This is a genomic window from Ramlibacter aquaticus (assembly GCF_015159745.1).
In the GTDB taxonomy this organism is placed as follows: domain Bacteria; phylum Pseudomonadota; class Gammaproteobacteria; order Burkholderiales; family Burkholderiaceae_C; genus Ramlibacter; species Ramlibacter aquaticus.
The window spans coordinates 19,691-33,366 of sequence record NZ_JADDOJ010000044.1; the positions used below are offsets into that span (position 1 = coordinate 19,691).

The 13,676-nt window shown below is 70.3% G+C and carries 13 protein-coding genes and 1 pseudogene; 9 read left to right on the forward strand and 5 right to left on the reverse strand.

The genetic code is table 11. The features are described from left to right. Positions 1-2 precede the first annotated feature (2 nt). From IM725_RS11885 to IM725_RS11895, 3 genes and pseudogenes are all read left to right on the forward strand, one after another. Positions 3-871: pseudogene (locus IM725_RS11885) on the forward strand (Kdo hydroxylase family protein). A 74-nt stretch (positions 872-945) separates the two neighbouring features. Next, the gene (greA, locus tag IM725_RS11890) at positions 946-1,422 is read left to right on the forward strand and encodes a transcription elongation factor GreA (RefSeq protein ID WP_193780814.1); all 477 of its coding nucleotides are present in this window, start codon (positions 946-948) and stop codon (positions 1,420-1,422) included. 5 nt (positions 1,423-1,427) lie between these two features. Continuing rightward, entirely contained in the window at positions 1,428-1,889 is a 462-nt protein-coding gene (locus tag IM725_RS11895) for a DUF4149 domain-containing protein (protein WP_193780815.1), read from the forward strand. Positions 1,890-1,918: 29 nt separating this feature from the next. Here IM725_RS11895 and IM725_RS11900 read toward each other — a convergent pair whose 3' ends face one another. After that, complete coding sequence (locus tag IM725_RS11900) at positions 1,919-2,392, reverse strand: YhbY family RNA-binding protein (RefSeq protein ID WP_193780816.1); 474 nt, start codon at positions 2,390-2,392, stop codon at positions 1,919-1,921. Positions 2,393-2,434: 42 nt separating this feature from the next. Here IM725_RS11900 and IM725_RS11905 point away from each other — a divergent pair, with 42 nt between their 5' ends. Then, positions 2,435-3,094, forward strand: coding sequence for an RlmE family RNA methyltransferase (locus IM725_RS11905; protein ID WP_193780817.1), 660 nt, complete (start codon positions 2,435-2,437; stop codon positions 3,092-3,094). Between the two features lie 129 nt (positions 3,095-3,223). Then, positions 3,224-5,131, forward strand: coding sequence for an ATP-dependent zinc metalloprotease FtsH (ftsH, locus tag IM725_RS11910; protein ID WP_193780818.1), 1,908 nt, complete (start codon positions 3,224-3,226; stop codon positions 5,129-5,131). A 60-nt stretch (positions 5,132-5,191) separates the two neighbouring features. On the opposite strand, the gene IM725_RS11915 is transcribed toward ftsH, so the two are convergent. Continuing rightward, complete coding sequence (locus IM725_RS11915) at positions 5,192-5,593, reverse strand: VOC family protein (RefSeq protein WP_193780819.1); 402 nt, start codon at positions 5,591-5,593, stop codon at positions 5,192-5,194. Positions 5,594-5,674: 81 nt separating this feature from the next. On the opposite strand from IM725_RS11915, the gene folP reads away from it, so the two are divergent. The 4 genes from folP to sixA all read left to right on the forward strand — a co-directional run bounded on the left by folP (position 5,675) and on the right by sixA (position 10,536). Further along, positions 5,675-6,535, forward strand: a complete 861-nt coding sequence (gene folP, locus IM725_RS11920) for a dihydropteroate synthase (protein ID WP_193780820.1) — start codon at positions 5,675-5,677, stop codon at positions 6,533-6,535. Then, the gene (gene glmM, locus IM725_RS11925) at positions 6,532-7,866 is read left to right on the forward strand and encodes a phosphoglucosamine mutase (protein ID WP_193780821.1); all 1,335 of its coding nucleotides are present in this window, start codon (positions 6,532-6,534) and stop codon (positions 7,864-7,866) included. The genes folP and glmM overlap by 4 nt, the downstream gene beginning before the upstream one ends. A 113-nt stretch (positions 7,867-7,979) precedes the next feature. After that, positions 7,980-10,073, forward strand: coding sequence for a polyphosphate kinase 1 (ppk1, locus tag IM725_RS11930; protein ID WP_193780822.1), 2,094 nt, complete (start codon positions 7,980-7,982; stop codon positions 10,071-10,073). A gap of 1 nt (position 10,074) precedes the next feature. Further along, positions 10,075-10,536 carry a phosphohistidine phosphatase SixA gene (gene sixA, locus IM725_RS11935; RefSeq protein WP_193780823.1) on the forward strand — a complete coding sequence of 154 codons (462 nt, stop codon included), beginning with the start codon at positions 10,075-10,077 and terminating at the stop codon, positions 10,534-10,536. Between the two features lie 30 nt (positions 10,537-10,566). Here sixA and ppx read toward each other — a convergent pair whose 3' ends face one another. The 3 genes from ppx to IM725_RS11950 form a co-directional block, all read right to left on the reverse strand. Beyond that, a complete protein-coding gene (gene ppx / locus IM725_RS11940) occupies positions 10,567-12,054 on the reverse strand; it encodes an exopolyphosphatase (protein ID WP_193780824.1) in 1,488 nt (495 codons plus the stop codon). A 59-nt stretch (positions 12,055-12,113) separates the two neighbouring features. After that, on the reverse strand, positions 12,114-13,247 hold the full coding sequence (locus IM725_RS11945) for an ABC transporter substrate-binding protein (protein WP_193780825.1): 1,134 nt from the start codon (positions 13,245-13,247) through the stop codon (positions 12,114-12,116). Positions 13,248-13,254: 7 nt separating this feature from the next. Next, the coding region (locus tag IM725_RS11950) for a fasciclin domain-containing protein (protein ID WP_193780826.1) at positions 13,255-13,676 on the reverse strand (422 nt) is incomplete at its 5' end.

Sequence of the window (13,676 nt, forward strand, 5' to 3'; positions counted from 1 at the left end):
CGATGGACAGCCGCATCCTCACCCTGGGTGGCGAGCGCTGGGAAGCCCCCGGCTCGGACCCGGCCTGGATCGATGCGGTGGAAGAGGGCAAGGTCCTGTTCTTTCCCCGGCTGGGCTTCCCGCTCACGCCGGCCGAGCAGGGCCTGCTGCGCCCGGAACTGCTGGAGGCCGGCACCCGCAACATCAGCTGGAGCCCCGACCGCGGCCTCAAGGGCGTGGCCGGTGGCCCGGCCGTGCAGGCGGCCGTCGGCCTGGTGCTGCAGCGCTTCAGCGCCCAGGCGCTCGCCCTGGTGACGGGGCTGTTCCCGGCCTATGCGCCCCACCTGCGCGCCGCGCCGGCCAGCCTGCGGCCGGTGTCGGTGTCGCAGCGGCGCCAGTCGGTGCGGGCGGACGACCGCCGGCTGCAAGTGGACGCCTTCCCTCGCGCCCGAACCGGGGCGAACGCATCCTGCGCGTGTTCACCAACATCAACCCGGCCGGCGAGCCCAGGGTGTGGCGCGTGGGCGAGCCGCTGGAGGATGCCGCGCGGCGTTTCCTGCCGAAGTGCAAGCCCTACAGTGCCTGGCAGGCGCGGGCGCTGGCGGCGCTGGGCGTGACCAAGTCGCTGCGCTCGGAGTACGACCACCTGATGCTGCAGCTGCACGACCTGATGAAGGCCGACGAGCGCTGGCAGCGCGAGTCGCCGCAGATGACCCTGCCGTTCCCGGCGGGCAGCAGCTGGGTCTGCTTTTCGGACCACACCCTGCACGCCGTCATGGCGGGCCAGCACATGCTGGAGCAGACGTTCCACCTCCCGGTGGACAGGCAATACAATCCATCCAAGAGCCCGCTGGCCATTCTCGGCCGGCTGGCAGGGCACCCGGTCGCCTGACGCGCACGGGTCCCGCAGGAACAACAATCGCCGGACAGCCGTCCGGCTTTTCTTTTGATGAGGGCAGACAAGCCATGGCCACGATTCCCATCACCAAGCGCGGCGCTGAAAAGCTGAAGGCCGAGCTGCACCGCCTGAAGACGGTGGACAGGCCCGCCGTGATCAACGCGATCGCCGAAGCGCGTGCGCAGGGCGACCTGTCGGAAAACGCCGAGTACGACGCCGCCAAGGACCGCCAGGGCTTCATCGAGGGCCGCATCCAGGAGGTCGAGGGCAAGCTCTCGGCCGCGCAGGTGATCGACCCTTCCAGCGTGGATGCGGGCGGCAAGGTCGTCTTCGGTGCCACCGTGGAGCTCGAGGAAGAGGAGAGCGGCGAGAAGGTGCGCTACCAGATCGTGGGCGAGGACGAGGCCGACCTCAAGCTCGGCCTGATCAACGTCTCCAGCCCGATCGGCCGCGCGCTGATCGGCAAGGAGGAGGGCGACGTCGCCGAGGTGCAGACCCCGGGCGGGCTGAAGCGCTACGAGATCATCGGGGTGCAGTACCTCTGAGCGCCATGGGCTGGCGCGCACGCATCCCGCTGCTCGCGGCGGCCCTGTGGTGGGGCAGCCTGTCGGCGATCGGCTTCCTGGCCGTGCCGCTGCTGTTCCGCCACCTGCCGACGCCGGCCCTCGCGGGCAGCATGGCCGCCCAGCTTTTCTCCGCGCAGGCGGGGGTCTCGGTCGCCTGTGGCGCACTGATCCTGATGGCCAGCCGCGGGCCCGGCGAGCCGGCCCGACTGGGCTGGCGCGGCGGCGCGCTGGCCTTCGTGCTGGTGGGCGTGCTGATGGCGCTGCTGGTGGAGTACGGCGTGTCGCCGCACATCCGCGCACGCGAGAATCTGGCCTTGTGGCACGGCGTGGGCAGCCTCATGTACGGGCTGCAGTGGCTGTGCGCGCTGGTTGCCCTGTGGAAGCTGGGCGCCCCGGGCCCGATGCAAGATCAGGCCGGGCCGGAGACGCAGGCCGTGCCGGACTGAGCCGGCGCGAAGGACGAGTCAGGTGGGCCTCAGCCCAGCCGGCCCTTCTTGACCGATTTCTGCTTGGGCTTGGAGCGCTTGACCTGGCCGCCGGGGGTCAGCCGCTGGTTGCCCAGCACGCGCACGGTGCGCACCTCGGGGCGCTGGCCGCCGCGCTTGCTGTACTTCAGCACCTTGAAGTCGCGCGGGCCGGGCATGCGGTCCTCGTCCTCGGTGCGGGCCTTGGGCGGGATGGGACGCCAGAGCACCAGCAGCTTGCCGATGTGCTGGATCTGCGCTGCGCCCAGCTCGTCGGCCAGCTGGCCATAGATGGCCTCGCGGGTGGCGCGGTCGTCGCCCAGGACGCGGATCTTGATGAGGCCGTGGGCCTTGAGGGCGGCATCGACCTCCTTCTTGACCGAGGGCGTCAGGCCGTCGTTGCCGATCATGACCACCGGGTCCAGGTGGTGCGCTTCGGCGCGGTGCGCCTTGCGCTCGGCGATGGAGAGTTCGATTCGGGACATGGAAAGTATTATCGTTGGGCGCAAAGGGGCCCGGAAAACTTCATGAAGAAGAGCAAAAGCAAGAAGGTCAACCGGGCGTGGCTCAACGACCACATGAACGACCCGTACGTAAAGCTGGCCCAGAAGGACGGCTACCGCGCACGGGCCGCCTACAAGCTCAAGGAGATCGACGAGACGCTGGGCCTGGTCAAGCCCGGCCAGCTGATCGTCGACCTCGGCTGTGCGCCCGGGGCCTGGTGCCAGTACCTCAGGCGCCGGCTGGCGCCCGCCGGCGCGTCGGCCGGGCAGCTGGACGGCACCCTCATCGGCATGGACATCCTGCCCATGGAACCCATCGAGGGCGTGCACTTCATCCAGGGCGACTTCCGCGAGCCCGAGGTGCTGGCCCAGGTGTCGGCAGCCGTGGGCGGCCGGCCGGTGGACCTGGTGGTCTCGGACATGGCGCCCAACCTCTCGGGCATCGAATCGGCGGACGCGGCGCGCATCCAGCACTTGGTCGAGCTGGCGGCCGAGTTCGCGCAGGCCCACCTCAAGCCCGACGGTGCCCTGGTCGTGAAGCTGTTCCATGGCAGCGGCTACAGCCAGCTTGTCAAGATGTTCAAGGAAACCTTTCGGGTCGTGAAACCTCTCAAGCCCAAGGCCTCGCGCGACCGCTCCTCCGAAACCTTCCTCGTGGGCATTGGGCTCAAGCACGTCCGGTGACAAGGCAGGAGGGGTTTTCCGCTGTCGTCCCCGTCCTATGGCGGACGTAGCGAAAATGCATCATCCCAACCGTTGAAACGCCTAGAATGGGTACCAAGTGGGGATTGACATCCCCCTCCGGAGATCGAGTTGAATAATCAGTGGTTTTCGAAAATCGCGGTGTGGCTGGTGATCGCGCTGGTGTTGTTCACTGTGTTCAAGCAGTTCGACACACGCGGCGTCTCCGGCGCATCCATGGTCGGTTATTCCGATTTCCTCGAACAGGTCCGCAACAAGCAGATCAAGAGCGCGGTGATCCAGGAAGGCCAGGGCGGCACCGAGATCGTGGCGTTCACCACCGATGACCGCAAGGTGCGCACCACCGCCACCTACCTCGATCGCGGCCTGGTCGGCGACCTGATCAACAACGGCGTCAAGTTCGACGTCAAGCCGCGTGAAGAGGGCTCCCTGCTCATGACCCTGCTGGTCAGCTGGGGCCCCATGCTGCTCCTGATCGGCGTATGGATCTACTTCATGCGGCAGATGCAGGGCGGCGGCAAGGGCGGGGCCTTCAGCTTCGGCAAGAGCAAGGCCCGCATGCTGGACGAGAACAACAACCAGGTCACCTTCGCGGACGTGGCCGGCTGCGACGAGGCCAAGGAAGAAGTCAAGGAAGTCGTGGACTTCCTGAAGGACCCGCAGAAGTTCCAGAAGCTGGGTGGGCGCATCCCGCGCGGCCTGCTGCTGGTCGGCCCGCCCGGCACCGGCAAGACCTTGCTCGCCAAGGGCATCGCCGGCGAGGCCAAGGTGCCTTTCTTCAGCATCTCCGGCTCCGATTTCGTCGAGATGTTCGTGGGCGTGGGCGCGGCCCGCGTGCGCGACATGTTCGAGAACGCCAAGAAGAACGCGCCCTGCATCATCTTCATCGATGAAATCGACGCGGTCGGCCGCCAGCGCGGCGCGGGCCTGGGCGGTGGCAACGACGAGCGCGAGCAGACCCTCAACCAGATGCTGGTCGAGATGGACGGCTTCGAGACCAACCTGGGCGTCATCGTGGTGGCTGCCACCAACCGCCCGGACATCCTGGACGCCGCCCTGCTGCGTCCCGGCCGCTTCGACCGCCAGGTCTACGTGACGCTGCCCGACATCCGCGGCCGCGAGCAGATCCTCAACGTGCACATGCGCAAGGTGCCGATCGGCCAGGACGTCAACGCCAGCATCATTGCCCGCGGCACGCCCGGCATGTCCGGTGCCGACCTCGCGAACCTGTGCAACGAGGCTGCGCTCATGGCCGCCCGCCGCAACGCGCGCGTGGTCGAGATGCAGGACTTCGAAAAGGCCAAGGACAAGATCCTGATGGGCCCCGAGCGCAAGAGCATGGTCATGCCCGAGGAAGAGCGCCGCAACACGGCCTACCACGAGTCCGGCCACGCCCTGATCGGCAAGCTGCTGCCCAAGTGCGACCCGGTGCACAAGGTCACCATCATCCCGCGCGGCCGTGCGCTGGGCGTGACGATGAGCCTGCCTGCCCAGGACCGCTACAGCTACGACCGCGAGTACATGCTCAACCAGATCGCTATGCTGTTCGGCGGCCGGATCGCGGAAGAGGTGTTCATGAACCAGATGACCACCGGCGCGAGCAACGACTTCGAGCGTGCCACGCACCTGGCCCGCGACATGGTCATGCGCTACGGCATGAGCGACGCCCTGGGCCCCATGGTCTACGCCGAGAACGAGGGCGAGGTCTTCCTGGGCCGCTCGGTCACCAAGACCACCAACATCTCCGAGCAGACCATGCAGAAGGTCGACCAGGAGGTGCGCCGCATCATCGACGAGCAGTACGGGCTGGCCCGTCGCCTGATCGAGGAGCACAGCGACAAGATGCATGCCATGGCCAAGGCCCTGCTCGAGTGGGAAACCATAGACACCGAGCAACTGGACGACATCATGGCCGGCAAGGACCCCCGTCCGCCCAAGGACTTCACGCCCCGCACCCCGCCGTCCTCCGGCAGCGGTGGCAGCGCGGTCGGTGCCGATCCGGCCCCCACGGCCGCCTGAGGTCCCCACTGCCAAGAAGAAGGCCCTGCGTGCAGGGCCTTTTTTCATGGGCCGCACAGCTCATGAGACCGCCGGCGGCCACTGGCCGCACTGCAGGACCACGCGGTAGCCATCGGGGTCTTCGAAGGTGCAGCCTGAGGCATCCCAGTAGGGGTTGCGTGAGGGGACGGGCTCGAAGCCCTGGCGGCGCATGCGCGCCACGGCGGCCTGCCAGGTTTCATGTTGCGGCAGGTACCAGATGAGGAGGTTGTCCTGGGTCGGGGCGCGGCCAACCGTATGGCTGCGCTGGTGCGTGAACTCGAGGTGGAAGGGCGCTCCCGGTTGCCCGAGCATGATGCCGTCGAAGCCGGCGTGGTCCTCGAACTGGCCGAGCACGGACAGGCCCAGCCCGTCCCGGTAGAACGGGAGCAGCCGGGCGATGCTGTCGGTGGGGCGTGCGATACGAAGTGTGGGGAGGGTCATGGCCTGGGTAGCGTCCCGCGGATGGCCCGAAAGCGCCGCCATGCCCTTGGCTCTGCCGCCGGCTGACGCACAATCGGTGCCATGCACTGGCAGACTAGCCGATTCCGCCTCGACCTGGTGGCCCGCCCGCTCGTCATGGGGATCGTGAACACTACCCCGGATTCCTTCTCCGACGGGGGCCGGTACATCAGCACCGGCGCGGCGCTGGCCCAGTGCGAGAAGCTGCTGGCCGAGGGCGCCGACATCCTGGACATCGGTGGCGAATCCAGCCGCCCCGGCACGCCGCCGGTGAGCCTGGAGCAGGAGCGGGCGCGCGTGCAGCCCGTGCTGCGAGAGGCGCTGCGCATGGGGGTGCCGATCTCGCTGGACACCTACAAGCCCGCCCTGATGCGCGAGGCCCTGGACCTGGGCGTGGACATCATCAACGACATCTGGGGCCTGCGCCAGCCGGGCGCGGTGGAGGCCGTGGCGGCCCACCCCGCGTGCGGCGTCTGCCTCATGCACATGCATGGCGAGCCCGAGACCATGCAGCATCAGCCCATGGACGGGGACGCGGTGCACGCGGTGCGCGAGTTCCTGCGCAGCACCAGCCAGGCGCTGGAGGCGCACGGCGTGGCGCGCGATCGCATCTGCTGGGACCCGGGCGTGGGCTTCGGCAAGACCGTGGCGCAGAACTTCGACCTGCTCGCGCGGCAGGACGAACTCCTGGCGCCGGGCTACCCGCTGCTCGTGGGCTGGTCGCGCAAGTCCTCTCTGGGCAGCGTGACCGGGCTGCCCGTGGGCGAACGCCTCGCGCCCAGTGTGGCCGCGGCGCTGCTGGCGGCCGAACACGGGGCCCAGGTGCTGCGAGTGCACGACGTGAAGGAAACAGTGGCCGCCCTCAAGGTGCTGGCCGCGGTGCGGGCCCAGAGGCCCGCTGGCAAGGAAAGAGAAAAGACATGAGCAGAACCTATTTCGGCACCGACGGCATCCGCGGCACCGTGGGCCAGCCGCCCATCACCCCCGACTTCGTGCTGCGGCTCGCGCACGCCGTGGGCCGTGTGCTGCGCAGGAACGAGCAGCGCCCCACGGTGCTGATCGGCAAGGACACCCGGATCTCGGGCTACATGCTGGAGAGCGCCCTGGAATCGGGCTTCAACTCCGCCGGCGTGGACGTGGTGCTGCTGGGCCCGCTGCCCACCCCGGGCGTGGCCTACCTGACCCGTGCGCAGCGCGCCAGCCTGGGCGTGGTCATCAGCGCCAGCCACAACCCCTACCCGGACAACGGCATCAAGTTCTTCAGCGCCCAGGGCACCAAGCTGCCCGACGCCTGGGAGCGCGAGGTCGAGGCCACGCTGGCCGAGCCGCCCGCCTGGGCCGATTCGCGCTCCCTGGGCAAGGCGCGCCGCCTGGACGACGCGGCGGGGCGCTACATCGAGTTCTGCAAGAGCACCTTCGCCAACGACCTCACCCTGAAGGGCCTGACCGTGGTCGTGGATGCGGCGCACGGCGCCGCCTACCACATCGCCCCCAAGGTGTTCCACGAACTGGGCGCCGAAGTCGTGTGCATAGGCTGCGCCCCGGACGGCCTGAACATCAACGACGGCGTGGGCGCGACCCATCCCGAGGCCCTGGTCGAGGCGGTGAAGGCCCACGGCGCCGACTACGGCATCGCCCTGGACGGCGACGCCGACCGGCTGCAGATGGTGGATGCGGCGGGCCGCCTCTACAACGGGGACGAACTGCTCTACCTCATGGCGCAGGACCGGCTGGGCCGCGGGGAAGCGGTGCCCGGCGTGGTGGGCACGCTGATGACCAACATGGCCGTCGAACTGGCGCTGCGCGCGCGCGGGGTCGAGTGCGTGCGGGCCAAGGTGGGGGACCGCTATGTGCTGGAGGAACTGGAGCAGCGCGGCTGGCTGCTGGGCGGAGAGGGCTCCGGCCACCTGCTCGCGCTGGACCGCCACACCACGGGCGACGGCCTCATCAGCGCGCTGCAGGTGCTCCAGGCCTGCGCCCGCAGCGGCCGCACCATGGCTCAGCTGCTGGCCGAGGTGACGCTGTTCCCCCAGGTGCTGCTGAACGTGCGCATGGCGCCCGGGCAGGACTGGAAGGCCAATGCCGCCCTGGCTGCCGAGACCGAGCGCGTCCAGGCCGAGCTGGCGGGGCAGGGGCGGGTGCTGATCCGCGCCAGCGGCACGGAGCCTGTGCTGCGGGTGATGGTCGAGGCCAGCGACCCGGGCGTAGCGCGTCGTTGCGCGGAGCGCCTAGTCGCCACGGTTCCCGCCGCCTGAGCGCGGGCGGCCGCGCGGGCCGTGGCGGGCAAGCCCCTGCCGCGCTTGCGTCTTGTCAAAATAAGGACACAGAGCCGGTTCACACTGTCAAGAAGCCGTCATATCGTTGCTGAATGTCACCTGCGCCGCCCGCCGCCCCGTTGCCCCAGCCTTTCCCGTTCCTGGACCGGGACCACAGCATCCTGGCGTTCAACGAGCGCGTGCTGGACTGGGCGCAACGGCCCGATGTGCCGCTGCTGGAGCGCTTGCGCTTCCTGTGCATCGTCTCCTCCAACCTGGACGAGTTCTTCGAGGTGCGGGCCGCGCCCCACCTCACGGCGGCCCAGCACGGCGACCACGAAGGCGAATACACCGTGGACAGCTTCGCCGCGCTGTCGCAGGCCGCCCACTCGCTGGTGGAGCGCCAGTACGCGCTCTACAACGATGAACTGATCCCCGCCTTCGCCCGGGAAGGCGTGCAGATCCTCTCGCACGGCGAGCGCAACACGGCGCAGAAGGCCTGGGTGCGCGACTATTTCGAGCGCGAGGTGCGGCCGCTGCTGATCCCGGTGGGGCTGGACCCCGCGCACCCCTTCCCGCAGGTCGCCAACAAGTCCCTCAACTTCATCGTGCGGCTGGGCGGCAAGGACGCCTTCGGCCGCGAGAACGAGATCGCGATCGTCAAGGTGCCGCGCGTGCTGCCGCGCCTGATCGCCATGCCGGCCCGGGTCTGCGGCGGCAGGAAGCTGCTGGTGTCGCTCTCCAGCGTGATCCGGGCCCACCTGGACCTGCTCTTCCCCGGCCGCGAGGTGGGCCAGTTCTCCCAGTTCCGCGTGACCCGGCATTCCGACCTGGCCGTCGACGAGGATGACGTGAAGGACCTGCGCACCGCGCTGCGCCTCGGCCTGCAACAGCGCCACTACGGCCAGGCGGTGCGCCTGGAGGTCTCCGCGGGCTGTTCGGAATTCCTCTCGTCCTTCCTGCTGCAGCAGTTCGGCCTGCCCGCGCTCTCGCTCTACCGGGTGCACGGCCCGGTCAACCTGGTGCGTCTCGCGCAGATGATCGACCTGGTCGACCTGCCGCGCCTGCTGTTCCCGCCGCACCAGCCCAGCTACCCGGTGCAGCTGGTGCCCGGCCGATCGATCTTCGAGCAGCTGCGCCGCGGCGAGGTGCTGATCCACCAGCCCTTCGAGAGCTTCGAGGGCGTGCTGGACTTCCTGCGCGAGGCCGTGCGCGACCCGCAGGTGCTGGCGATCAAGCAGACCATCTACCGCACGGGCGCCGACTCGGTGCTGGTCGAGCTGCTGCGCGAGGCCGTGCGGCGCGGCAAGGAAGTGACCGCCGTGGTGGAGCTGAAGGCCCGCTTCGACGAAGAGGCCAACATCAACTGGGCCGAGCAGCTCGAAGCCGTGGGCGCGCAGGTGGTGTACGGCGTGGTGGGCCTCAAGACGCATGCCAAGATGCTGCTGGTGACCCGGCGCGAGGGCCGGGCGCTGGTGCGCTATGGCCACCTGGCGACGGGCAACTACAACGCGCGCACGGCCCGCCTGTATACCGACATCAGCCTGCTCACGGCCCATCCCGCACTGACGGCGGACATGGAGGCCGTCTTCGTGCACCTGGCCAGCGCCAGCCGCCTGCCGCGCCTGTCCCAGCTGCTGCTCGCGCCCTTCCAGTTGCAGAAGCGCCTGCTGGAGCGCCTGGACGCGCTGGGCGAAGCCGCCGCGCAGGGCCGCGAGGCGCGGATCGTGCTGAAGATGAACGCGTTGACCGACCAGGCCCTGATGCTGGCGCTGGCCCGGGCCGGCCAGCGCGGCGTGAAGATCGACCTCATCATCCGGGGCGCCTGCATGCTGCCGGCCGGCGTGCCGGGCCTCACGGACAACATCCGGGTGCGCTCCGTGATCGGCCGCTTCCTGGAGCACTCACGCGTCTTCTATTTCCGGCTGGACGGCGAGGAGCAGCTGTACCTGTCCAGCGCCGACTGGATGAACCGCAACATGCTGCGGCGCATCGAGATCGCCTGGCCCGTGCACGAGCCCGCCCTGCGCCAGCGCATCATCGACGAGTGTCTGGTGGCCTACCTGCACGACCACCGGGACGCCTGGGACCTGCAGCCCGACGGCCGCTACCGGCGCGTGCGCAGCGCGGCCGACCCCCATGCCCACGGTGCGCAGGGTGCGCTGATGGCACGCTATGCCGCCCCCACCGGGCAGGCCAGGAGCTGAGATGGACCTGATCCTCTGGCGGCATGCCGAAGCGCAGGACGAGTCCCCCGATGTGCCCGACCTCCGGCGCCCGCTCACCCCGCGCGGCGAGAAGCAGGCCGCCCGGGTCGCGGGCTGGCTGGACCGGCAGTTGCCCGAAGGCACGCGCATCCTCTGCAGCCCCGCCCTGCGCTGCGAGGAGACCGTCATTCACCTGGGGCGCAAGTTCAAGCTGCGCGAGGAGCTGGCGCCCGATGCAGGCGCGGACGCCCTGCTGGCCGCCGCGCAATGGCCGGATGCGCGGCAGCCGGTGCTGGTCGTGGGCCACCAGCCCACGCTGGGGGAGGTGGTGGCCCGGCTGCTGCGCATCGCCCCCGGCGCCTGCGCGGTGCGCAAGGGCAGCGTGTGGTGGTTGCGCACCCGCGAGCGCGACGGCCAGGCGCAGGCCGTGGTGCTGGCGGTCCAGTCGCCCGACACGGTCTGAAGGCCGGCTGCCGGCCGGTGCTGCCGGGGCTCAGGCCAGGCTGAAGACCCAGGGCGTGCGCTGCCAGGCGGCGGTCTCTTCGCGCAGCAGGTGCGCCGACTGCGGCCATGCGCGCGCCCAGGCCGCGGGCACCTTGAGCGTGAAGCTGCGGTCGGTCCCGGTGGACAGCTGCAGGCCCGCCAGTTCGGGCTCGCGGCGCGCATGGCACAGGATCACGGCCAGCCGCAGGCACAGCAGCTGGCGGATCAGCGTCTCGTCCTCGAAATCGGCTTCCAGCTTGCGCAGCTTGCCGCGATGGCCCAGCACCAGCAGGCTGAGCCGGTGCAGCTCGTGCTGGGCGAAGCCGGGCGCATCCGCGTTGTCCAGGATGTAGGCGCCGTGCTTGTGGGCATCGCTGTGCGAGATGGCGCTGCCGATCTCGTGCAGCTGGGCCGCCCAGTCGAGCGTGCCCTCGAGCCGCGGCAACTCGTCCACGGGGGCCGCGCGGTGCAGCTGGCGCAGGAAATGGATCGCCACGGCGGACACCCGGCGCGCCTGGGCCGCGTCGGCCTCGAAGCGCGTGGCCAGGCGCTGCACGGACCGGGCGCGCACGTCGGTCTGCACCTGCTCGCGCTCCAGCAGGTCGTACAGCACGCCATGGCGCAGCGCGCCTTCCGCCGCCTCCATGCGGTCGATGGAGAGCAGGTCGAAGACGGCGCGCAGCACGCTGACGCCGCCGCCGATCACGGGCCGCCGGTCGTCCTTGAGCCCGTCCATGCGCACCCGGTCGGCGCTGCGGGCCGCCAGCAGGCGCTCGTGCAGCCAGTCCAGACCGGCACGGCTGATGCCTGGGCCTTCCCACCCGGCGGCCTGCAACACGTCGGCCACCGCGCCTATGGTGCCGGAGGAGCCATAGGCGACGTCCCAGAGCCCCGGGTCGTAGGCGCCCAGGGCCTCGTCGAGCACGGCCTTGGCGGCGATCTCCGCGGCCGAAAAGGCGTCCGCCGTGAACTGGCCTTCGGGGAAATAGCGCATGGACCAGGCCACGCTGCCCACCCGGTAGCTCTCCATCACGCGGGCTTCATAGCCCTGGCCCAGGATCAGCTCCGTGGAACGGCCGCCGATGTCGACCACCAGGCGACGCTCTTGCGACTGCGGCAGCAGGTGGGCCACGCCCTGGTAGATCAGCCGGGCTTCCTCGCGGCCGGAGATGACCTCGATGGGAAAGCCCAGGATCTGGTGCGCGCGCTGCAGGAACACGTCGCGGTTGCGCGCCTCGCGCAGCGTCTGCGTGGCCACCGCCCGCACCTGCGACTTGCGAAAGCCCGCCAGCCGCTCGGCAAAGCGCGCCAGGCAGTCCCAGCCGCGCTGCAGGGCCTCCGGGGTGAGGTTGCGCGCCTCGTCCAGCCCGCCGCCCTGCCGCACGGTTTCCTTGAGGTACTCGGTACGGCGGATCTGCCCGAGTTCGAGACGGCCGATTTCCAGCCGGAAGCTGTTGGAGCCGAGGTCGACCGCGGCCAGGAGGGTACCGTTTTGCATGCGCGCAGGATGGGAGGGCAGGGCAGCATAGCACCGCCCCCGCTGGCGCAACTTGGGCATCAGCCGATGACGCGGCCGTCGGGCGTGAGCATGCTCTGCGTGACGTAGGCGCCGGCCCGGCGGCGCCCGTCGAAGGCGACACGGAAGCCGCCGATGTCCAGGCTGCCGCGTTGCTGGAACGCCGCCAGCGCCTGGGCGCGGCTGGGCTCGCCGCGCAGCTCGCGCAGGACCTCGAAGGTGTAGCGGGCCGCGATGTAGCCGGCCAGGCTGAGCGCGGTCGGCGGCTCGTCGAAGAACCTGGACAGCGCCTCGCGGTAGGCACGCACCACGGGCAGGCTGGCGCTGGTCACCGGCACCGGCTGGGTGGCGATCACGGGCGTGCTGCGGCCGCCGCCCATCTGCTGCAGGGTCTGCAGGTTGATGTCGCCCAGGGCGATCAGGTAGCGCTGGCGCGCCTGGCGCTCCAGCCCCTGGCTGAACTGCGCCAGCTCGGGGGTGCCACCCAGGAACAGCAGCAGCGCCGGCGTGGTGTTGCCCATCTTCTGGCCCAGGGCGAGCAGTTCGCCGCCGGCGCGGAAGACCTGCAGGCGCAGCCCGAGCGCGCGGGCCGCGCGCGTCACGTCCTCCTGGAAGGCGGTGAATTCCAGTTCCGAGGCGTACACGACGCCCAGCTCGCTCACGTTCATCACGCTGAGCGAGCGGAAGGCGTGGGCAACCTGCTCGCGGCGCGAAGCGAAGATGGGGAAGGTCTGGTCGTCGGGCTCGTCGTCGCCGGCCTGCAGCCAGGGCGCGGCATGGGCGAGCGCGATGCCCTCCTGGCGCAGCAGCGCGGCGACGCGGCTGGCCGCGAAGTCCCCGGCCGTGCCGGAAAGCGCGAGGCAGCCGGGGTGGTCCCGCAGCGTCCGCACGGACGCCTGGAGGCTGGCCGGCTGGCGGCTGTCCACCTCCAGCGTCAGGTGCTGCACCGCATGGCCACCCAGGCCGCCGCGGGCGTTGATCTCCTGCCAGGCGGCGCGGGAGCCGACCAGGAAGTCCTTGGCCACGTCCTGCTGGGCCGGCGCGGTGTCGAACAACTGCCCGACCACGAGAGTGCGGGCGGGCGGGCGGCCGGGCTGGGCGCCGGCCCAGCCGGTCGCGGCCAGCGCGGGCGCCGCCAGCAGCAGGCGCCGGCGCGCGGGGGACTGCGGGGTCACGAGCCGGTCAGCGTGCAGGCATCAGCACGCGGTCCACCGTGTGGACCACGCCATTGCTGGCAACGATGTCGGCCTGCTGGACCATGGCGTCGTCCACGGTCACGAATTCGCCGGCGCGGCCCAGGCCGACCTTGCCGCCCTGCACGGTCGTGGCATCCCCGTTCTTCACGTCGGCCGCCATGATCTTGCCCGGCAGCACGTGGTAGGTCAGCACGGCCTTGAGCTTGGCCGGGTCGTGGGCGAGAGCGTCCAGGGTCTTGGCGGGCACGTCCTTGAAGGCCGCGTTGGTGGGCGCGAACACCGTGAAGGGGCCGGGGCCGCGCAGGGTGTCGGCCAGGCCGGCCTGGATGACCAGGCCATTGAGCGTGCTCAGGTCGGGGTTGCGGGCCAGGGTGTCGGCCACGGAGACGGGGGCGGTGGGCGTCGCGC

Coding starts and splice junctions, on each gene's coding strand:
- folP (WP_193780820.1), top strand. CDS start 5,675: ATGCACTGGCAGACTAGCCGATTCCGCCTCGACCTGGTGGCCCGCCCG.
- IM725_RS11915 (WP_193780819.1), bottom strand. CDS start 5,593: ATGACCCTCCCCACACTTCGTATCGCACGCCCCACCGACAGCATCGCC.
- IM725_RS11895 (WP_193780815.1), top strand. CDS start 1,428: ATGGGCTGGCGCGCACGCATCCCGCTGCTCGCGGCGGCCCTGTGGTGG.
- greA (WP_193780814.1), top strand. CDS start 946: ATGGCCACGATTCCCATCACCAAGCGCGGCGCTGAAAAGCTGAAGGCC.
- ppx (WP_193780824.1), bottom strand. CDS start 12,054: ATGCAAAACGGTACCCTCCTGGCCGCGGTCGACCTCGGCTCCAACAGC.
- glmM (WP_193780821.1), top strand. CDS start 6,532: ATGAGCAGAACCTATTTCGGCACCGACGGCATCCGCGGCACCGTGGGC.
- sixA (WP_193780823.1), top strand. CDS start 10,075: ATGGACCTGATCCTCTGGCGGCATGCCGAAGCGCAGGACGAGTCCCCC.
- IM725_RS11905 (WP_193780817.1), top strand. CDS start 2,435: ATGAAGAAGAGCAAAAGCAAGAAGGTCAACCGGGCGTGGCTCAACGAC.
- IM725_RS11900 (WP_193780816.1), bottom strand. CDS start 2,392: ATGTCCCGAATCGAACTCTCCATCGCCGAGCGCAAGGCGCACCGCGCC.
- ppk1 (WP_193780822.1), top strand. CDS start 7,980: ATGTCACCTGCGCCGCCCGCCGCCCCGTTGCCCCAGCCTTTCCCGTTC.